This is a genomic window from Bradyrhizobium sp. SZCCHNRI20481, assembly GCF_032485055.1.
Classification (GTDB): Bacteria; Pseudomonadota; Alphaproteobacteria; order Rhizobiales; family Xanthobacteraceae; genus Bradyrhizobium.
The window spans coordinates 76,965-97,435 of the sequence record NZ_JAUEUE010000024.1 but is presented as its reverse complement, the minus strand read 5'-3'; the positions used below and the strand labels follow the sequence as shown (position 1 = coordinate 97,435).

Annotated in this window: 18 protein-coding genes; 8 read left to right on the top strand and 10 right to left on the bottom strand. The window is 64.5% G+C overall.

Annotated features, from left to right (window positions below):
* Window positions 1-269 precede the first annotated feature (269 nt).
* Both QX132_RS31065 and QX132_RS31060 read right to left on the bottom strand, forming a co-directional pair.
* Entirely contained in the window at window positions 270-1,151 is an 882-nt protein-coding gene (locus QX132_RS31065; protein ID WP_315734759.1) for a DUF6537 domain-containing protein, read from the bottom strand.
* A gap of 19 nt (window positions 1,152-1,170) precedes the next feature.
* The gene (locus QX132_RS31060) at window positions 1,171-1,839 is read right to left on the bottom strand and encodes a cyclic nucleotide-binding domain-containing protein (protein WP_315713745.1); all 669 of its coding nucleotides are present in this window, start codon (window positions 1,837-1,839) and stop codon (window positions 1,171-1,173) included.
* A 293-nt stretch (window positions 1,840-2,132) separates the two neighbouring features.
* Here QX132_RS31060 and QX132_RS31055 point away from each other — a divergent pair, with 293 nt between their 5' ends.
* The 4 genes from QX132_RS31055 (at window position 2,133) to QX132_RS31040 (ending at window position 5,694) form a co-directional block, all read left to right on the top strand.
* Window positions 2,133-3,245, top strand: coding sequence for a cyclic nucleotide-gated ion channel (locus tag QX132_RS31055; protein ID WP_316163665.1), 1,113 nt, complete (start codon window positions 2,133-2,135; stop codon window positions 3,243-3,245).
* Complete coding sequence (locus tag QX132_RS31050) at window positions 3,242-4,036, top strand: enoyl-CoA hydratase/isomerase family protein (RefSeq protein WP_316163664.1); 795 nt, start codon at window positions 3,242-3,244, stop codon at window positions 4,034-4,036. The genes QX132_RS31055 and QX132_RS31050 overlap by 4 nt, the downstream gene beginning before the upstream one ends.
* 157 nt (window positions 4,037-4,193) lie before the next feature.
* Window positions 4,194-4,928: a LuxR family transcriptional regulator gene (locus QX132_RS31045; RefSeq protein ID WP_315734766.1), complete on the top strand. Its 735-nt coding sequence runs from the start codon at window positions 4,194-4,196 to the stop codon at window positions 4,926-4,928.
* A gap of 82 nt (window positions 4,929-5,010) precedes the next feature.
* Complete coding sequence (locus QX132_RS31040) at window positions 5,011-5,694, top strand: acyl-homoserine-lactone synthase (RefSeq protein WP_315734768.1); 684 nt, start codon at window positions 5,011-5,013, stop codon at window positions 5,692-5,694.
* A 631-nt stretch (window positions 5,695-6,325) separates the two neighbouring features.
* Here the strand turns inward: QX132_RS31040 and QX132_RS31035 are convergent.
* The 8 genes from QX132_RS31035 to QX132_RS31000 form a co-directional block, all read right to left on the bottom strand.
* Complete coding sequence (locus QX132_RS31035; protein ID WP_316163671.1) at window positions 6,326-6,973, bottom strand: nitroreductase; 648 nt, start codon at window positions 6,971-6,973, stop codon at window positions 6,326-6,328.
* 254 nt (window positions 6,974-7,227) lie between these two features.
* Window positions 7,228-8,475, bottom strand: coding sequence for an acyl-CoA dehydrogenase (locus QX132_RS31030; protein WP_316163663.1), 1,248 nt, complete (start codon window positions 8,473-8,475; stop codon window positions 7,228-7,230).
* A 122-nt stretch (window positions 8,476-8,597) separates the two neighbouring features.
* A complete protein-coding gene (locus QX132_RS31025; protein WP_316163662.1) occupies window positions 8,598-9,842 on the bottom strand; it encodes an acyl-CoA dehydrogenase in 1,245 nt (414 codons plus the stop codon).
* A 120-nt stretch (window positions 9,843-9,962) separates the two neighbouring features.
* The gene (locus tag QX132_RS31020; RefSeq protein WP_316163661.1) at window positions 9,963-11,090 is read right to left on the bottom strand and encodes an acyl-CoA dehydrogenase family protein; all 1,128 of its coding nucleotides are present in this window, start codon (window positions 11,088-11,090) and stop codon (window positions 9,963-9,965) included.
* Window positions 11,091-11,225: 135 nt separating this feature from the next.
* Window positions 11,226-13,094 (bottom strand): AMP-binding protein, encoded by a 1,869-nt coding sequence (locus tag QX132_RS31015; RefSeq protein WP_316163660.1) that lies wholly within the window; start codon window positions 13,092-13,094, stop codon window positions 11,226-11,228.
* 41 nt (window positions 13,095-13,135) lie between these two features.
* Window positions 13,136-13,942, bottom strand: a complete 807-nt coding sequence (locus QX132_RS31010; RefSeq protein WP_316163659.1) for an enoyl-CoA hydratase/isomerase family protein — start codon at window positions 13,940-13,942, stop codon at window positions 13,136-13,138.
* A 153-nt stretch (window positions 13,943-14,095) separates the two neighbouring features.
* Window positions 14,096-14,854: an SDR family NAD(P)-dependent oxidoreductase gene (locus QX132_RS31005; RefSeq protein ID WP_315783788.1), complete on the bottom strand. Its 759-nt coding sequence runs from the start codon at window positions 14,852-14,854 to the stop codon at window positions 14,096-14,098.
* 84 nt (window positions 14,855-14,938) lie between these two features.
* Entirely contained in the window at window positions 14,939-15,598 is a 660-nt protein-coding gene (locus tag QX132_RS31000; protein WP_315753583.1) for a TetR family transcriptional regulator, read from the bottom strand.
* A gap of 138 nt (window positions 15,599-15,736) precedes the next feature.
* Between QX132_RS31000 and QX132_RS30995 the strand changes: the two genes are divergently transcribed.
* From QX132_RS30995 to QX132_RS30980, 4 genes are all read left to right on the top strand, one after another.
* Window positions 15,737-16,909, top strand: a complete 1,173-nt coding sequence (locus QX132_RS30995; protein ID WP_315775533.1) for an acetyl-CoA C-acetyltransferase — start codon at window positions 15,737-15,739, stop codon at window positions 16,907-16,909.
* A 169-nt stretch (window positions 16,910-17,078) separates the two neighbouring features.
* Window positions 17,079-18,617: an acyl-CoA synthetase gene (locus QX132_RS30990; RefSeq protein WP_316163658.1), complete on the top strand. Its 1,539-nt coding sequence runs from the start codon at window positions 17,079-17,081 to the stop codon at window positions 18,615-18,617.
* Between the two features lie 252 nt (window positions 18,618-18,869).
* Complete coding sequence (locus QX132_RS30985; protein ID WP_316163670.1) at window positions 18,870-19,940, top strand: alpha/beta hydrolase; 1,071 nt, start codon at window positions 18,870-18,872, stop codon at window positions 19,938-19,940.
* Between the two features lie 95 nt (window positions 19,941-20,035).
* Complete coding sequence (locus QX132_RS30980) at window positions 20,036-20,413, top strand: hypothetical protein (protein ID WP_315734788.1); 378 nt, start codon at window positions 20,036-20,038, stop codon at window positions 20,411-20,413.
* Window positions 20,414-20,471: the final 58 nt, after the last annotated feature.

The following is a 20,471-nucleotide window of genomic DNA, read 5'->3' as shown; positions in this document are numbered from 1 at the left end:
ACCTGCGACGACAAAGAGGGAAAAGACAAAGCTGACGCTCTCGCTACGACTGACCCTTGGAACCCAACCTTGGACGCACGGGGAACTGGAGGCGTTCAGCGCAATCTGATGAGAATACCCGGCCAATTCGACGCGTATGCGACGCTTATGACATCTCCGGTAGCGAATTGCACGCGAAAGGGAACTTCAAATCGCACCCTGCTACCCTTCGCGGCAATCCCGCCGGGGGTAAGGTTACCCACGCCGCGGCAACCGTCGCTGCGGCGGCGTCATTCCGCGGCGTTGGCCTTCGGCACTGAGAGCGCCCTCGCCCGGATCTGCGCGATGGTCCGCTTCAGCGCCCCCTGTCCCGGCTCTGCCAGCGCAACGGCGCGCGCCTCGGCGATGGCGGAGGCAAGATCCGAGATCGGCAGGACGCCATCGAAGGTGGGCTTGGCCAGGCCATCGATGATGGCATGCCAATCGGCGAGACCCTGCCGGTAGCCGTCGCCCTGGCCCTGGATCATGGTCGCCGTCGCGATCACGGCGGGCGCCGCCGCAGGCTGCTTGTCCAGCGCGCGCGCGATCATGTGCAGCCACCGCTCGGCCCAGGCGCGCTCCTCGCCATAGCGCACCGACTGCAGCCGCCAGCGCCGCAGGCCAGCCATCAGCTTGAGGCGGCGAACGGCGAGCCGCGATCGGACCGAAAAGCGGACCTTGACCCGGCGCCGACCCAGCCAGCCGATCTGCTCGAAGACTGCCAGCAACGATTCCGCCACGGCTTGCGGCAGCGCACCGATCAGCTCGTCGAGGCGGAACCTCCTGACGTCGTCGCTCTCGCGCCCCCCCGGGCGCCGCCCCATGTCGAGGCTGATCAATCTGAGCTGGGCGATCCGGATCGGATCCTCATAGGCCATGCGGGCGGCCAGCAGCTGCGCGATCTCGGACAGCATGCCGGCATCGACGTTCGATCTGCGCACGAACCGCTTGATGCGATCGACATAGAGCTGCGCGTAGCTCGCGCCCTGATACTCCATCAGCAGATGGATGCCATCGCTCACCGCCGGCACGGCGGCGTCAGGAAGGCCCTGAGGCAGAAAAGGCGGCTCGCCATCGTCGCCGCCGATGACGTCGGCGAAGAGATATCGCAGCGAGGACCGGACGCTTTTCACTGGGCTTCAGGCTCCCGGATCACGCCGGCTTGGCGACGGGCGCCGGCGCGGTGGTCTGTTGCGCCAGTCGCCGCTCGAGCGTTTCGATGTTCTGGAACAGCCGGGCGCTGGCGAGGCGCAGGAAGTAGAAGGCGAAGGCGGGGTTCTGGACGTAGAGCTGCTCGACCTGGTCGTAGGAGACCGACAGGATCAGGCCGCCCTCGACGCATTCCAGTGTTTGCGTGCGCGTATTGGACGGCGAGATCATGCCGAACTCGCCGACGATCGCACCGACCGGCAGCTCGATACCGGATTCGACCAGGCGGAAGCGGCCGCTGACGATGTAGTACATGCTGTCGGCCTTCTCGTCCTTGTAGAACAGCACCTCGCCGGGACCGCATTTGCGCTCGGTCATGAACGGCTTCAGCCATTCCATGGAGAGGTCGCTGTTGACCGACTGCTTCACGTCGCGGACCAGCTGCAGCATCTGGTGGAGCCGGTAGCTGTTGAGCGGCAGCAGCACCCCGTGCAGGATCAGGACCGGATAGTTGTGCATCGGCACCGCAGTCGCGATCAGGACGATGTTGGTGAGGATGGCGAAAACCCGCAGCGGAATCATCGTCCGCATCGACAGCGTGGCGACCACGAAGATCGAGGCGAAGAGGCTGCCGGCGGCGCCCGCATGTTCGACCAGGTGTGAGGTATCCATCGGGATCAACCAGACTCTTGGGACGCGGGAGGGCGGACGCTCGGTTCCGGCCTCCTTTTGCCTAATTTAGCGTGTCCATGCCGACCTCTGATATACGGCGATCAGACGACGTTTGAACCGGTATTTGAGCCGGCACGGAAAAATTCCCCGCTCGAAGTAGAACGGCTGGACCTGCCGGATGACGCTGCCCAACCGACCGACCCGCATCGTTGACGGGATTTCCCCGATCGGGGCACCTTGACGCCGCCGCGATCTCCTGCGGCTCTGAGACCAGCGACTGACGCCCGCCGCCCATGACCAAACCGCAGCACCCTGCCCTGGCGGCATTCGTCACCGCGTTGGCCGGACGCAACATGACCAGAGCGGCCCATGTGGCCGTGGCGCTCGGCATGAGCGCCATGGTGCTGTTGACGATGGACCCGGCCTACGAGGCTGGGCGGCGCTGGATCATCGCCCTGCTGTGGGGATGCCTTGTCTTTTTCGTCGTCGAATGGGCCGTTCGGGTTCAGCAGGCGGCGCGGGCGCAGCGCGCCGCCGCCTACCTGATGTCGGGCCGGGGGCTGCTGGACACGCTCTCCGGCCTTGCCGTTCCGGTCGCGCTGGTCTCGGGCATGGAGGTACGCACCGCGTGGCTGCTGGCGGTCATCTGGGTGCTCAAGGTGACCTCCGGCGTCCCGGGCCTACGCCAGCTCCGCCGGGTGCTCGTGGTCGAAGCACGCCCGCTGCTGTCGGTGCTGGTGCTGTTCCTGCTGGTGCTGTTTCTCGGATCGGTCGCCGAATACGCGCTCGAGCACGACGAGCAGCCGGCCACCTTCGGCACCATCCCGTCCGCGCTATGGTGGGCCGTCGCGACCCTCACCACCACGGGCTATGGCGACGTGGTGCCGATCACGCCGCTCGGGCGGGTGGTCGCCGCCACGGTGATGATCTCCGGCCTCGGCGTCTTCGGCTTGTGGACCGGCATCCTGGCCACCGCCTTCGCCGCGGAAACCCGGCGCGACAACTTTCTGAAGACCTGGGAATCGGTCAGCAGGGTACCATTCTTCGCCAGCCTCGGGCCCTCCACGATCGCCGACGTCGCGCAGATGCTGCACACCATCGACCTGCCGCCGCGCGCCATCGTGATCCGCAAGGGCGAGCCGGGCGACTGCATGTATTTCATCGCCTCCGGCGAGGTCGAGGTCGACCTTCCCGGCAAGAAGGTCCGGCTCGGCGAGGGCGCGTTCTTCGGCGAGATGGCGCTGCTCGGGAACAACCTGCGCTCGGCCGACATCAGCACGACCGGGCTGTCGAAGCTGCTGGTCCTCGACCTCGTCGATTTCCGCGTGCTGATGGCACGCCACCCCGATCTGGCGCAGAGCATCGATGCCGAGGCCAAGCGCCGAACCATGGAGAACAGGACATGACGACCGGACGGACCACCCAGGCCGATGACGCGCCGAGCAAGCCGCTCCTGACCATCGACGGCGCCCGCGCCACCATTCGACTCAACCGTCCGCGCCATCTCAACCGGCTGCAGCCGGAGGATCTCGGCGCGCTGCTGGCGCTGTTCGACCAGGTCGAGGCCGACCCGGCCTTGCGCGTGCTGGTGTTGACCGGCACCGGACGCGCCTTCAGCGCCGGCTTCGACCTTGGCGCCATCGGCGCAACGCCGGCGGATACGGCCGAGACTTCCAGCCCGGCATTCGAGGAGGTCGTCGACCGGCTGGAGGACCTCGCTCTGCCGACGATCTGCCGGCTCAACGGCGGGGTCTACGGGGGTTCGACCGATCTGGCGCTGGCCTGCGATTTCCGGATCGGGGTCGATACCAGCGAGATGTTCATGCCGGCGGCGCGGCTCGGGCTGCACTACTACCCGAATGGCATCAAGCGCTACGTGTCCCGCCTTGGTATCGACAATGCCAAGCGTCTGTTCCTGACGGCGGAGAAGATCAACGCGGCTGAGATGCTGCGCATCGGCTATCTCACCGGTGTGGCGACGGCCGATGCGCTCGACGCGGAGGTCGACCGGCTGGCGGCCATTCTAGCCGGCAACGCCCCGCAGGCCATGCGCGGCATGAAGCGCGCCATCAACGAGTTTGCACGCGGAGCCCTCGACGATGCGGCGGCTCGCCGCAGGCATCGGGACAGCATGAGCGGCGCAGAAATCCAGGAGGGCATGAGATCGTTTGCAGAGAAGAGAACGCCGACATTCTGAGCGCAGCCGCGCCCCGAACTGATAAATTTTGCATGCAAACGTCTGTATCCAGCCGGTGTTCTGACACACGCTCAACGAACTATCGACCTAAACCTCCAATTTGCGGTTGACAGCTTTTTGTCCGTGGCTAGCTTGAACCGCGGGCGGAGACTTTCACATGCAAGTGATGGACGCGTATTGGGGACGACGAGCTCTGGAGTACGTCGATGCGATCGAGGCGTCGAAGACCAGCGCAAGCGTGCTCTCCCAGTTCGAGAAGATGATCAGCGACCTGGGCTTTCACGCCTACATCATGGCCGGCGTGCCGACCTCGGGCCAATCGCTGCAGCAGACCATTCTCGCCAACGGCTGGCCGCGGGAATGGTTCGACATGTATGCGCGCGAGCAATTCCACCGCTGCGATCCGATTCCGCGGCACTGCATCTCGACATTGAATCCATTCGCGTGGACGGAGGTGCCCTACAACCGCGAGGACGAGCCCGGCGCGCATGAGGTGATGATGCGCGCGAAGGACTTCCGGTTGAACGAAGGCTTCTGCGTTCCCATCCACTACGACGATGCCGTGGGCGCCGTCAGCCTTGCAGGCGAAAATCCGAATCTCGCCCCCGACGCGCGGGGCGCGCTGCACCTGATCAGCATCTTCACGCACAGCAGGCTGCGCGCATTGGCGCGCTCCGCCGCGAGCAACCAAAGCCGACGCCTGTCGCGGATCGAGGCCGAGGTGCTGAGCTGGGCGGCGCGCGGCAAGACCGCGTGGGAGACGGCGCGCATCCTCGGCGTCTCCGAACGCAACGTCCGTTGGCATCTGGAGGAGGCGCAGCGCAAGCTTTCGACCAAGAACAAGACGGCGACGGTTGCGACCGCTCTTGTCAACGGCGAGATCTCGATCTGATCTGGCGTTTCTCCCACTGGATCAATTCGAGCGCATCGGCAATCTGCAAACCCCAATTTGATTCAGACGACCGGGGGTTTCGATGCCTGAGATTCATGTCGTTCGAAAAGATAATCGCGCTCTGTACGAGAAATATTTCGATCCGTATTACCGGCTGCGCCACGAGATTTACGTCAAGCAGCGCAAGTGGACGGCGCTCGATCGTCCCGACGGGCGCGAGATCGATCAGTTCGACACCGAGGATTCGGTCTATCTGTTCTGCATCGACAACGGCCAGTTGATCGGCTCGATGCGCGCGGTGCCAACGCTGATGCCGACGCTGATGAGCGACATCTTCCCGTATCTGAATCTGCGCGGCACGATCCAGCGCCCGGACGTCTACGAGCTGTCGCGCATCTTCGTGATCCCCGAGCGCCGCGGAGAGCATGCGGGCCCGCGGATCGACATGCTGCTGCTGACTGCGATCATGGAGTACGGCATCTCGATCGGGTTGACCGGCTTTTCGATCGTGCTCGAAACCTGGTGGCTGCCGCGGTTCGAGAAGTGCGGCTGGAAGGCGCGGCCGCTCGGCGTACCTCACATGATGGATGGGATGTCGGTAATGGCCGTGCTCGTCGACTGCGATGAAACGACGTGGAAGTCACTCTGCAAGCAGATCGGCCTGACGCGGCCGACGCTGACGTGGCAAGGACTCGAAGACGTCAGCCGCCAGGCCCTGCCGGATATCTTTCTTCATCTTCCACGAGCCGCTCAGCCAGCGCAATGAGCTGTTCCCGGTGCCGCTTCAGCCTGAGCTTATGGAAAGCCTTCAAGAGGCGGTGACCAAGGAGCGTCGCCTCATCCACCTCGAGGACGTAAAGGTTGGAGGGCGTATTCATGGAATCCATCGCTGACACTTCAGGTTTTGAGCCGTGACTGAACCTTCAATCGAGAAGATCATCGAGCTACTACAATTTTGCATCGTTGACGCTCGGGCAATGCAACTCAAAATGTTGGAGAGGATTTTGTCAATATCATTGCTTGAAGCCCACGAGCTCAGGGAAAAATGCGCGCCCAAATCGAGCAACAGCAACCACTAGCGCTCCTGCACCGACCCTCGCCACCCCTCCGGTCCTGCAGCAGTGAGCCTCGATTGGCGGATCGCGGACAAACTGTTGATTTCAGAGCGGCTTTCGATGTGAAGGTCGGGCAGGAGAGCGCGAGCATCGTTGCCGAAACGCGCTCGCCGAACGTGGACGACAGCTCGGCAAAATCATGGCACCGCCGCCCGAGCTGCTCCCTGTTCAGCAAACTCGGTTTACAAAAAGGGACTCGTGGGTCGTCTTGCCCCGTCCGGAGTCCCGCAAAACGGAACTCCGCCGGCAACAAATACGCGCGCACGACTTACGGACGCGAAGTTATTCGTCGTTAAAACGGACCGTCTCGGCAACCGCGGCGCGGCTGGTGCGGTAGGAGTTCGCCTTGTGACCGAGATCGGGATAACCGAACGAGATGCCGCAGACCACCTTGCGGTCGTCACCTAATCCGAAATGCTGCCGCACCACGTCGGAATGAAATGCCAGCGCCGCCTGCGGCACGGTGGCGATGCCGAGCGCCTGCGCCGCCAGCATGAAGCTCGTGACGTAGCCACCGCAGTCGATCGCGCCGTAGGTGCCGAGCGCCTCGTCGCTGTGGATGATCGCCACATGCGGCGCGCCGAAGAAGTTGTAGTTCTCCAGCGCCTGCCGGGCATAGCCGGCCTTGTCGCCGCGCGGGATGTCGAGCGCGTTGTAGAGCTGGAAACCACTCTCGCGCCGCCGGTCCAGATAGACGCCGGTGTATTCGCGCGGAAACGGGAAGTCGCCTGACGGCGGCTTGCCGCTGGAGGCCGCCGCATACATCACCTTCCGGAAAGCCTCGGTCGCCGGGCCCGACGTGATCTCGACCTGCCAGGGCTGGCTGTTGCACCAGGACGCGGTTTTCTGCGCCGCCGCCAGGATGCGCTCGATGGTGGCGCGCGGCACGGGCTCCGCGCGGAAGCTGCGGCAGGAGAAGCGCGCGGCCATCAGCTCTTCGAGAATGGTGATGGGATCTTGCTCTGACTTTGGCGCCGCTGATGACATGACAACCTTCCGTACAGTTCGACCGGAGGCGCTCGCGTTGTGCTCGCCCTCCACACCCCGCCATTCCGGGGGCGGTCGCCGCGGCGACCGCCCCCGGAATCTCGACATTGTTCAGAATAAGCCCAAGCCGACATCGAGATTCCGGGTTCAAGGCCTGCGGCCTTGCCCCGGAATGACAGTCGTCGTGATGCCGTGGACTAGCGCCGCCCCTTGGTCGGCACCTTGTTGAACGGCACGTCCTTGTCGACACGGATATCGCCGGGCAGGCCGAGCACGCGCTCGGCGATGATGTTGCGCAGGATCTCGTCGGTGCCGCCGGCGATGCGCATCGAGGGCGAGGTCAGCAGCATCTGCTGAAACTGGCCCTGCGTCACCGCCTCGTCCGCGCCGGTCAGCACGCCGGCGCCGCCTTCGAGATCCATGGCATAGGTGGCGATGTCCTGCAGCATGACGCCGGCGACCAGCTTGCCGATGGAATTCTCAGGTCCCGGCCGCTCGCCCTTGGACAGCGCCGAGATCGCGCGATAGCTCGTATATTTCAGCCCGCTGGCCTTGACCGCCCACGACGCCAGTTTCGAGCGCGTGGCGCGATCGTCGATGGCGAGTCCGCTCTCGGTCATCAGATTGGCGCAGAACTCGAACATCTCCGGGAAGCCGGTGGCGAGCCGCGCGCCGATCGACATGCGCTCGTTCATCAAGGTGGTCAGCGACACGTTCCAGCCGTCGCCGACCGCGCCGAGCCGCTGGCTATCCGGGATCACCACGTCGGTGAAATAGACCTCGTTGAACTCCTGCATGCCGTTGGCCTGCTTGATCGGGCGGACCTCGACGCCCGGACTCTTCATGTCCAGGAAGAACATCGTCAGGCCCTTGTGCTTGGGCACGGTGGGATCGGTGCGCGTGATCAACAGGCCATAGTCGGAATAGTGCGCGCCCGAGGTCCAGATCTTCTGACCATTGATGAGCCAGTCGTCGCCGCGCTTCTCGGCGCGGGTGCGCAGACCCGCGACGTCGGAGCCGCCCGCCGGCTCGGAGAACAGCTGGCACCAGATCTCCTCGCCGGAAGCGAGCTTGGGCAGATGGCGCCGCTTGTGGTCCTCACTTCCATAGGCCATCACGGTCGGGCCGCACATGCCCTCGCCGATCTGGAACGGCTGCGTCAGCTTGCCGTACACGCCCTCCTCCTGCTGCCAGATCACGCGCTCGATCGGCGTCGCACCGCGGCCGCCATACTCCTTCGGCCAGTGCAGGCAGGCCCAACCGGCATCGGACTTCTTCTTCTGCCAAGCCTTGCCGACCTCGACGATGTCGGCATGCTTGAGCCGGATACGCCCGAGCGAGGAGCTCGCCAGCTCCTCCTCCAGCTCCTTCGGCGCGTTGGCCGCGATCCAAGCGCGCGCGGTGTCGCGAAAAGCGGCTTCCTGCGGGGTGTCGTCGAAGTTCATGGTCTAACCCTCACTCCCAATGCGTAGGGCGGGTTAGCCAAAGGCGTAACCCGCCACTTGATCAGCGTTGTACGAGCTGACGGCGGGTTACGCTGCGCTAACCCGCCCTACGACTGCACGTGTTAGTTTCGTCCCCGGGTCGGCACCTGATTGAACGGCACGTCCTTGTCGACCCGGATGTCACCCGGCAACCCGAGCACGCGCTCGGCGATGATGTTGCGCATGATCTCGTCGGTGCCGCCTTCGACGCGGGTGCCGGGCGCGCGCAACAGCATCGCCTGGAATTTTCCGGCGAGCTCAGCCTCCGGGCCGCTCAGCACGCCGGCGGCACCCTGCAGGTCCAGCGCGTAAGCCGCGACGTCCTGGATCATCGGCCCCGCCACCAGCTTGCCGATCGAGTTCTCAGGTCCCGGCCGCTCGCCCTTCGACAGCGCCGAGATGGCGCGGATGCTGGTGTATTTCAGCCCGCTCGCCTTCACCGCCCAACTCGCGAGCTTCGAGCGCACGTTGCGGTCCTCGATCGCGGGACGATCGTCCAGCATCAGGTTGGAGCAGAAGTCGAACAGCTCCGGGAAGCCGGTGGAGACACCGGCACCGATCGACATGCGCTCGTTCATCAGCGTTGTCAGCGCGACGTTCCAGCCGTCATTGACGGCGCCGAGCCGTTGCGAGTCCGGGATCACGACGTCGGTGAAATAGACCTCATTGAAATCGGAGTGACCGCTGGCCTGCTTGATCGGCCTGATCTCGACGCCCGGACTCTTCATGTCCAGGAAGAACATGGTGAGCCCCTTGTGTTTCGGCACCGTGGGATCGGTGCGCGTCAGCAGGATGCCGTAGTCGGAGTAATGCGCGCCGGATGTCCAGATCTTCTGGCCGTTGATCACCCAGTCGTCGCCACGCTTCTCGGCGCGGGTGCGCAGGCCAGCGACGTCGGAGCCGCCGGCCGGCTCGGAGAACAGCTGGCACCAGACCTTCTCTCCCGACGCGAGCGGCGGCAGATATTCACGCTTATGCTGCTCGGAGGCGTAGGCCATCATGGTCGGGCCGCACATGCCATGACCGATGATGAACATGCCGGAGAGCTTGCCGTAAGGCCCCTCCTCCTGCTGCCAGATCACGCGCTCGATCGGCGAGGCGCCGCGGCCGCCATAGTCTTTCGGCCAATGCAGGCAGGCCCAGCCGGCCTCCGCCTTCTTCTTCTGCCAAGCCTTGGCGACGTCGAGGATATTGGCGTCCTTCAGCGCGACGCGGCCGAGCGAGGAGGCGCGCAGCTCGTCCTCATACTGCTTTGGCGCATTGGCCGCGATCCAGGCGCGGGCTTCGGCGCGAAATGCAGCCTCCTGCGGGGTGTCATCGAAGTTCATGGTCAAACCCTGCTTTCGTAGGGTGGGCAAAGGCGCAGCGCGCCGTGCCCACCGTTGCAATCACATGACGCGATGGTGGGCACGCTTCGCTTTGCCCACCCTACGAGTTCTCACCTTGCCTCACGCCGCATTGCGCTTGCGCATGCGGTCGATCAGCTGGTCCTCCCAATAGGACAGACTGCCGAGACCGAGCGCGAGCGCATTGGCGCGGCGGTAGTACATGTGGCAGTCGAACTCCCAGGTGAAGCCCATGCCGCCATGGACCTGGATGTTGTTCTTGGCGCAGTGCTGATAGGCCTGCGTCGCGCTGATGCGCGCCGAGGCCGCGGCCTCCGGCAGCTCAGGAGCGTTGGTCGAGAGCGCCCAGGCGCCGTAATAGGAATTCGAGCGCGCCAAGGTCGCGGACACGTACATGTCCGCGAGCATGTGCTTGACCGCCTGGAACGAGCCGATCGGCCGGCCGAAGGCGATGCGGTCGAGCGCGTAGTCGCGGCCCATCTCCAACGCGCGGTCGGAGCCGCCGACCTGCTCGAAGGCGGTGAGCACCGCGGCGCGATCGAGCACCTGGGTGATGATGCTCCAGCCCTCGCCGGCGGCGCCGAGCGGCTCCGCCCTGCAGTTCTTGAAGGTGAGCTCGGCCTGGCCGCGGGTCGGATCGAGATTGGTCAGCGCCTTCGCTTCGACACCGCCCGCCCTGGTGTCGACCAGGAACAGCGAGATGTCGCTGTCGCGGCCGGTCGAGCCGGTACGCGCGGCAACGATGATGAGATCGGCGATGGCGCCGTCGGCGACCGGCTTCTTGGTGCCGTTGAGCACACCGTTGGCGGCCTCACAATTGATCGCTTTCGGCGACGGATTACCGGTGCCCTCGAACAGCGCCAGTGTGCCGATTGCCTCGCCGCTCGCTATTTTCGGCAGCCAGGTCTGCTTCTGCGCATCGCTGCCGGCCAGCATCAGCGCTTCGGCGGCGAGATAGACCGTGGACGAGAACGGCACCGGCGCCAGCGCGCGGCCGACCTCCTCGGCGATCACGCAGAGCTCGAGATGGCCGGCGCCCGCGCCGCCATATTCTTCCGGAATGGCCACGCCGAGGAAGCCCATCTCGGCAAAGCCCTTCCACAGCGCGCGGTCGTATGGCTCCTTGCCGTCGAGCACGACACGCACCGCCTTGGGCGGACACTTCTCGGCGAGGAACTTCCGCGCCTGGTCCCGCAGCTGCTTCTGGTCGTCGGAGAAATCGAAGTTCATGGCCTCACCTGCTTCCTGATCGTCATTCCGGGGCGATGCGCAGCATCGAACCCGGAATCTCGATCTGATTTATCTCTGGATTCCGGGTTCACTCGCTGCGCGAGTGCCCCGGAATGACGGTTTCAAAATGCGTCATCACAGCACGATCACGTCGCTGTCGGGCTCGGCCGCATAGAGCCGCTCGACCAGCGCGGCGCGGCGTTCGAGACCGGCGCGCTGGTTGATGTAGCCCTTGTCGGTCAGCTCATGGCCATCGATCGAGGGCGGCTCGACCATCAACATGGCGCGGCCGATGCGCCGGCTGGTCGCGCCCTCGCACTCTTTATTATGGGCTTCGAGACCACGGCGGACGCAGTCGATGACGGCAGGATGCTTCACCACATCCTCGAACGTCGCATTGGGATCACCGACCAACTGGCGGCAGGCGTGCAGATTGGGCCAGGCCAGGAGACCGACATATTCGCGGTCCTGCCCCGTCACCAGCGCATCGTGGATCGCCGGCGTTGCGGCTGCGATCGCATCCGTGCGCAGCGAGCCGACATGGACGAAGGTGCCGGTCGTGAGCTTGAAATCCTCGACCACGCGGCCGGCGAAGATGATGCCTTGCGCCGGGTCATTGGGATCGACGAACACGCCGGCATCGCCGATGCAGTAGAACCCTTCCTCGTCGAACGCCTTCTTCGTCAGCTCGGGCTGACCGAAATAGCCGGGCATCACGTTGATGCCGCGCAGGCGCAGCTCGTACTTGTCGCCGGTCGGCACCATCTTCAGCTCGACGCCGGGGAACGGCAGGCCGATGAGGCCGACCCGCTCCGTGTTCCAATAGGTGCCGGTCGAGGTCGGCGCCGTCTCAGTCGAGCCCCAGCCGGTGTAGAACACGATGCGCTCGCCCGTGGTCTTGACCGCCAGCGCCTGCATCCGCTCATAGAGATCGTCAGGCAGCCGCGCGCCGCCATAGGCCATGATGCCCAGATCCCTGAAGAAGGAGCGGCACAGCGCGTCGTCCTTTTCCATCGCCGCCGCGAGCGCCGCATAGCCGGCGGGGACGTTGGCGTAATAGGTCGGCGACACCTCGCGCAGGTTCCGGATGGTTTCGTCGAACATGCCGGGCATCGGCCGGCCGTCATCGATGTAGAGCGTGCCGCCCTCGATCAAGAGCGGATTGAACAGCGCGTTGCCGCCCATGGTGTGATTCCACGGCATCCAGTCGAGCACGGTGGAGATCGGCGCCTCCGGTCCGCGCGGTCGCGTCTGCATCATCATCGCCGCATTGGCGCACATCATGCGCTGGGTGTTGATGACCGCCTTGGGCATGCCGGTCGAGCCGGAGGTGAACAAGAGCTTGCCGACGGTATCCGGCGTGATCTGCGCGATCGAGGCATCGACCTCGCCGGTGACCGGCGTCGCGGCGAGATCGGCGAAGCTGACGCTGGGGATGCCCTCGCACGGGCGCGCGACATGAATGACGGTGACGCCGTCGAGATCGAGCGCCTTCAGCGCCTTCTCGAAGGTCGGGCCGTCCTGCACCATGACAACGCCCGGCTTCACCAGCCCGAACAGATATTTGAGCTTGAGATGATCATGGCTCATCAACGAATAGGCCGGCGACACCGGAGCGGCCGGCGAACGGGCCTGCATCGCGGCCATGGTGATGAGCGCATGCTCGATCGAATTGCCGGAGAGGATCGCGACCGGGCGGCCGTCGAGTTTCAGATTGAGCAGACCCTGCGTCAGCCCATCGACGGTGCGCTTGGCCTCGGCATAGGACAGCTTGCGCCACTGCCGCTCGGCCCCGCTGCGTTGCGCGAGCCAGGTCCGCGTCGGCGCCTCCTTGGCCCAGCGGGCGAGCGGCGCCGCCAAATGCGGCTCATAGGCCTGCAGCGGAATGCGCGACTTGATGACGATGACGCCGTCACCGCGCCTGATGACATCGATGTCGCGCGCCAGCCAGTTGACCTTGCGGAATGTCGGCTTCTCCAGCACCTTCGCTGCCGTCCCGTCCATTTTGCGTCTCCCGAAATATCGTCCTTTGCGGATCTTGATATCTACCGGTTGGTATAGACCGGCTTTCGCTTCTCGAGGAAGGCTTGAATGCCCTCCTTGAAATCCTCCGAGCGGCTGCACAGCACCTGATTGCGATCCTCCATCGCGATGACGGCCTCGATCGACGACGCATCGACGCTCATGTTGAGGCATTCCTTCGACAGTCGAAGACCGACCGGCGATGCGGTCATCATCGCCTCGACGAAGGGCGCGGCCGCGCTGTCGAGCATATCGTCCTCGACGATCTCCGACACCAGCCCGACCATGAGCGCGCGCTCGGCGCCGATGAAGCGGCCGGTGAGAATGAGCTCAGACGCGACGGAGACGCCGACGAGGCGCGGCAGGAAGTAGCTGGTGCCGATGTCGCAGCCCCCTAAGCCAAGCTTGATGAAGGCGCAGTTCATCCGCGCCGAGCGCGACGCGATGCGGATGTCGGCCGCGAGCGCCAGGGCGAAGCCGCCGCCGGCGGCTGCGCCCTGTACCAGCGCAATGATCGGCTGCGGACAGCGCCGCATCAGCATCACGATATCGGCGATGCGCCGCTGCGAATCCAAGGACTCGGTGACGCCAGGGGGCTCATTGACACCGCCGCGCCGCTGCATCGCGGCTTTCAGATCGAGCCCGGCGCAGAAGTTCTTGCCGGCGCCCTTCAGCACGACGACGCGCGTGGTGCGATTGCGCTGCAGGCTTTCGAAATAGGCATTGAGCGCGTCGATCAGCGCCGGATCGAGCGCGTTGAGGCTGTCCGGACGATTGAGCGTCACCCGGTCGACACCATTGTCGTGCTCGATCAACAGCGGTTGGGACATGACGCGCGCTCCACCCTTAGTAACATCCCGGCGAACGCCGGGATCCATAGCCACCGGCTTGTGTTGTACCTACGGCGTCTGTCAGATTGCCTGTTTCAGACGCCGCGGAGCATGGGTCCCGGCGCAAGGCCGGGACGACAGCGGAGCTTGCCGCTAGCGCGGCGCCATGCGGATGGCACCGTCGAGGCGGATGGTCTCGCCGTTCAGCATCGGATTCTCGACGATGTGAACCGCGAGGTTGCCGTACTCCGAGGCGTCGCCGAGGCGGGCCGGATGCGGCACCTGGGCGCCGAGGCTCTTGCGCGCCTCTTCGTTCAGGCCCATCAGCAGCGGCGTCAGGAACAGGCCCGGCGCGATGGTGTTGACACGGATCTTCTGGCTGGCGAGGTCGCGCGCCGCCGGCAAGGTCAGGCCGACGACGCCGCCCTTCGAGGCCGAATAGGCGATCTGGCCGATCTGGCCTTCATAGGCCGCGACGCTGGCCGTGTTGATGATGACGCCACGCTCCTCGCCGATCGGCTCGGCGGTGACGAGGCGCTCGGCGAACAGCCGCAGCACGTTGAAGGTGCCGATCAGGTTGACGTTGATGATGCGGGCGAACTTCGCGAGCGGATAGACGCCGTCCTTGCCGACGATGCGCTGCGAGCCGCCGATGCCGGCGCAGTTGACCAGCACGCGGGCGACGCCATGCGCCGCCTCGGCCTTGGCGAGGCCGGCCTTGACCTGCTCCTCGTCGGTCACGTCGGCATGAATGGCGACGCCCTTCAACTCGGCGGCAACCTTCTCCGCATTCTCCTTGCTCTGGTCGAGCACGGCGATCTTGGCGCCCTTGGCAGCCATGGCGCGCGCCGTGGCGGCGCCCAGGCCCGAGCCACCGCCGGTGATGAGAACGGCAACGTTGTTCAACTGCATGATACGCTTCCTCCTTGGACGTTTTTTTGTTTGCGAATAGCGAATGGGGAGTAGCGAATAGGGCGAACCTCTATTCGCTACTCCCTATTCGCCATTCGCCCTCTTCAATATTCCGCCGCAGATCAGCGCCTCCATGTGGGCGATGTACTGACGGCAGACATCATCGGTGACCGGGCCGACGCCGATCGCGCGCGACATCGCGTGGCGGCCGAAGAACAGATGATCGCAGGCGCCGATCAGGCTGGTATAGAACAGCACCGGATCCACGGCGCGGAACTCGCCCTTGGCGACGCCCTCCTCGATCAGCCGGCGATGGAAATCCAACAGCGGCGCGACGAAGAACTTCGACACTTCATCCGCGGCTTCGGCGCTGCTCTCGTGCAGCAGATAGTGGATCAGCCGGTTCATGTAGGGAAACCGGTGATAGGCGCGGATGATGCCGCTGATGTGCAGCTTGAGCTTGGCCGTCGGCGCAAGTGGCTGCGCCAGCAGATAATCGAGATTGGCGACCTCGGTCGCAGCATCGCGGGCGAGCAGCGCCAGCAGCAGCCCGTCCTTGTTGCCGAAATGATATTTGACCAGGGCGGCGTTGGCGCCGGACTTCTGGGCGATGTCGCTGAGCGAAATTTCGATCGAGGACCTCTGAATCATCAGCTCGCTCGCTGCGTCCAGCAGCTTCTCCGCGGTGGCATTCCGTCCCGCGGGAAGTTTTTCCGGCACGCTGTTCTGAAGCTGAGGTCCCAAGACGCATCTCGCTGATGATCGCGGCAGATAAGCCGAAGCCGGAGTTCATCTCAAGAGTTAATTGATCGATTGACTAACCGACATCGGAGCATTTAAATCGCGCGCAATCACGAACACCAAGTCTAGGGAGGACACGTCATGGCGGAAGCCTACATCGTCGCGGCCGCACGCACGGCCGGCGGCCGCAAGGGTGGCCGTCTGGCCGGCTGGCATCCTGCCGATCTCGCCGCGAAGGTGCTGGATACGCTGGTCGAGCGCTCCGGCGCCGCGCCGGACCAAGTTGAGGACGTGATCATGGGCTGCGTCATGCAGACCGGAGAGCAGTCCACCAACATCGCGCGCAACGCGGTGCTGGCGTCGAAGCTGCCGGAGAGCGTGCCCGGCACCTCGATCGACCGGCAGTGCGGCTCGTCGCAGCAGGCGCTCCACTTCGCTGCGCAGGCGGTGATGTCCGGCGCGATGGATGTCGTGATCGCCGCCGGCGTGGAGTCGATGACCCGGGTGCCGATGGGTCTCTCCTCCACGCTTCCGGCGAAGAACGGCTTCGGGCACTACAAGAGCCCTGGCATCGAGAGCCGCTATCCGAACATCCAGTTCAGCCAGTTCACCGGCGCGGAAATGATGGCGGAGAAGTACGGACTCTCGAAGGATGAGCTCGACGAATACGCCTATAACAGCCATCAGCGCGCGATTGCCGCCACGCAAGCAGGCCAATTCAAGGACGAGATCATCCCGCTCGAGATCACCCGTGCCGACGGCTCGACCGACACCCACTACATCGACGAGGGCATCCGCTTCGACGTCAGCCTCGACGGCATCAGAAACGTCAAGCTGATCGCCGAGAACGGCAAGCTGACGGCGGCCACGGCCAGCCAGATCTGCGACGGCGCCTCGGGCGTGATGGTCGTCAACGAGCGCGGCCTGAAGTCGCTCGGCGTCAAGCCGATCGCCCGCGTCCATCACATGACCATGATGGGCGGCGATCCCGTCATCATGCTGGAGGCGCCGTTGCCGGCGACACAGCGCGCGCTGCAGAAGGCCGGCATGTCGATCGACGACATCGATCTTTACGAGGTCAACGAGGCCTTCGCCTCGGTGCCGACCGCGTGGCTGAAGGCAACCCGCGCGGATCCTGACAGGCTCAACGTCAATGGCGGCGCCATCGCGCTCGGCCATCCGCTCGGCGGCTCCGGCACCAAGCTGATGACCACGCTGCTGCATGCGCTGAAGGCCCGCAACAAGCGCTATGGGTTGCAGACGATGTGCGAAGGCGGCGGCATGGCGAACGTGACGATCGTGGAGCGGCTGTAGTCCTCGCTACAGCAATGGTGTCGTCCCGGCCTTGCGCCGGGACCCATACGCCCACGTGTTCGTGGTCGAGCTGAGCTGGAGCTCCAGCTCGCTTCCCAATTTCATTCGGTGGTTATGGGTCTCCGCTTTCGCGGGGACGACAGCCATCCTGATCAAGCGGTGTGCCCTCATGACCCACCCCTCCATCCACGCCCGAAGCCATCCCGACAAGATCGCCTATCAGATGGCCGGCACCGGCAAGGCCATCACCTATCGCGAGCTCGACGAGCTCTCCAATCAGGGCGCGCAGCTGTTTCGTGCGCTGGGCCTGAAAGCCGGCGACCATATCGCCTTCCTGATGGAGAACCGGCTGGCCTTCATGGAGATCGCCTGGGCCGCGCAGCGCTCCGGTCTCTACTATACCGCGATCAGCCGCTATCTCACCAAGGACGAGATCGCCTACATCATCAAGGATTGCGGCGCCAAGGTCTTCATCACCTCGCCGAAATGCGCCGAGCAGGTCCGCGATCTCGTGAGCGGCACGGACGGCCCGCTGTTCTTCATGGTCGACGAGCCGGAGCCCGGCTTCCGCTCGTGGGACAAGGAGGCCGGCGCCCAGCCCAAGACGCCGATCGCCGACCAGGTCGCCGGCTACGACATGCTGTATTCGTCGGGCACCACGGGACGGCCGAAGGGCATCAAGAAGGATTTCGAAGGCAATCCGATCGATCAGCCGAACCAGTTCTTGCGCGTGCTCTGCGCCGACATGTGCGGCATGAACGCCGACAGCATCTATCTGTCGCCGGCACCGCTCTATCATGCAGCGCCGCTGCGCTTCAACATGATGGTATCCGTGCTCGGCGGCACCTCGATCATCATGGAGCATTTCGACGCCGAGGAGTTCCTGAAGCTCGTCGAGACATACAAGGTCACGCAGTCGCAGCTTGTGCCGACCATGTTCGTGCGAATGCTCAAGCTGCCGGAGGACGTCCGCAAGCGCTACGACGTCTCGACCTTGAAGGGTGCGATCCACGCCGCAGCGCCCTGCCCGGTCGACGTCAAGGCGAAGATGATCGACTGGTGGGGCCCGATCCTGATCGAGTACTATGCTGGCTCTGAAGGCAACGGCGTCACCGTGTGCGCCTCGAAACAGTGGCTCGAGCACCGCGGCAGCGTCGGACGCGCCGTGGTGGGCAAGATCAAGATTCTCGGTGAGGACGATCAGGAAATGCCGACCGGCGAGATCGGGTCGGTGTATTTCGCCGATGCGCCGCAATTCTCCTATCACAACGATCCGGAGAAGACGAAGCGCGCTTATAATGACAAGGGCTGGTCGACCCTCGGCGATGTCGGCTATCTCGATGCCGACGGCTTCCTCTATCTCACCGACCGCAAGTCCTACATGATCATCTCCGGCGGCGTGAACATCTACCCGCAGGAGACCGAGGACGTCCTCATCACCCACCCGGAGGTGGCCGACGTCGCGGTGTTCGGCGTTCCCAATGAGGAGATGGGCGAGGAGGTCAAGGCGGTGGTGCAGCCGCACGACATGGCGCGCGCCGGCAAGGCGCTCGAGGAGCAGTTGATTCTGTTCTGCCGCCAGCATCTGTCGCCGATCAAGTGCCCGCGCTCGATCGACTTCGAGCCGGAACTGCCGCGCACGCCGACCGGCAAGCTGGTCAAGCGCCACCTGCGCGAACGCTACTGGCCGAAGAAGGGCTCGGCATAGCTCCAATAACGGTAGCTGTCGTCCCGGCCTTGCGCCGGGACCCATAGCCACCGCAGCCGATGATGCGAAGGGTATAAGCTCCAGCTTGGCGCCACATGAGCGCCTGTGGTTATGGATCCCGGCTCGCGCTCGCTTCGCTCGCTTGGCCGGGACGACGCGAGGAGAGTGCACGCCATGTCCCAGTCCCTTCCCCCGCTTCCCCTCCCATCCACGATCCGCTCGCGCTTCGTCGACGGCATCAACGGCCTGCGCATGCACGTGCTGGAAGCCGGCTTCGAGACGCCCGGCCGCCCCTGTGTGCTGCTGCTACACGGCTTTCCCGAGCTGGCCTATAGCTGGCGCAAGGTGATGCCGGCGCTGGCCGCCGCCGGATATCACGTGCTGGCGCCGGACCAGCGCGGCTATGGCCGCACCACGGGGTGGAGCGCCGACTATGACGGCGATCTCGCGCCGTTTCGATTCACCAATCTGGTCCGTGATGCGCTCGGCGTGGTCTATGCATTCGGCCATCACCATGTCGCTTCTGTCATCGGCCACGACTTCGGCAGCCCCGTCGCGGCGTGGTGCGCGGTGATCCGCCCCGATGTCTTTCGATCGGTCGTGATGATGAGCGCACCGTTCCCCGGGCCACCGGCAGCACCGTTCGACATCGCCAGCCATCCCCTCGTGCCGCAGGAGGATCCCGTGCATCGCGAACTGGCCGCGCTGCCGCGGCCGCGCAAGCACTATCAATGGTACTACGCGACGCGGCAGGCCAATACGGACATGCATCGGGCGCCGCAGGGACTGCATGACTTCCTGCGCGCCTATTACCATCACAAGAGCGCGGACTGGACGGGCAACGCGCCTTACCCGCTGCAGGCGTGGAGCGCGAGCGAGCTCGCGAAGCTGCCGACTTACTACGTGATGGACCTCGGCAAGACCATGGCCGAGACCGTCGCCGAGGAGATGCCGGATGCGGCGGCGATCGCGGCGAATCGCTGGCTGCCGGACCATGAGCTCGCTGTCTACACCGCCGAATATGAACGAAACGGCTTCCAGGGCGGACTGCAGTGGTACCGCTGCGGCACGTCTGGCCTATTCGACGCTGAATTGCAGACGTGGTCGGATCTCACCATCGACGTTCCGTCTGCATTCATCTCGGGCCTGCAAGACTGGGGCATCTACCAACGGCCCGGCGTGTTTGAGGCGATGCAATCCCGAGTGTGCACCAACATGATACTGTGCGAGCTGATCGATCGCGCCGGTCATTGGGTGCAGCAGGAGCAACATGAACGAGTCAATGAGCTCCTGTTAACGTTCCTGAACAGACTGACAGCCTGATTTCGGACGCCGTTTCGAACTATCAGGCGAATCGAGGAACGAACATTCGGGGTTGACGTTTCTGCATCCGGGCGATGCGCATCAGGAGATGATTTATGGATAAGAAGATCGCAGGCTTGTTGGGCGCGGTCGCCGCTGTCGGCGCGCTCGGCACGGCGCAGGCGTCGGCGGCTCCCGCCCCGACCGATGTCCTGAAGGCCAATTCCTACGCCGACCTGCTCGAGCCGATTCCGAACGCCGCCAAGGTGCTTCAAGCACTCGACGAGCAGGGACCGCCGACGGCCGAGCCGAAGGTTCAACTCGCGCAATGGTACCATCACCACCATCATCATCACCATCACCACCATGGCTACTGGCGCGGCTATGGCTATGGCTACGGCTATGGTCCGCGCGTCTACGTGGTGCCGCCGCGGCGCTGGTATCACCACCATCACCATCATCACCACCATCACTGGTACTACGATCGCTACTGATCGCATCGCGATGATGGTTTGACGGGGCGCCGGCCGCGAGGTCGGCGCCTCTTTCATG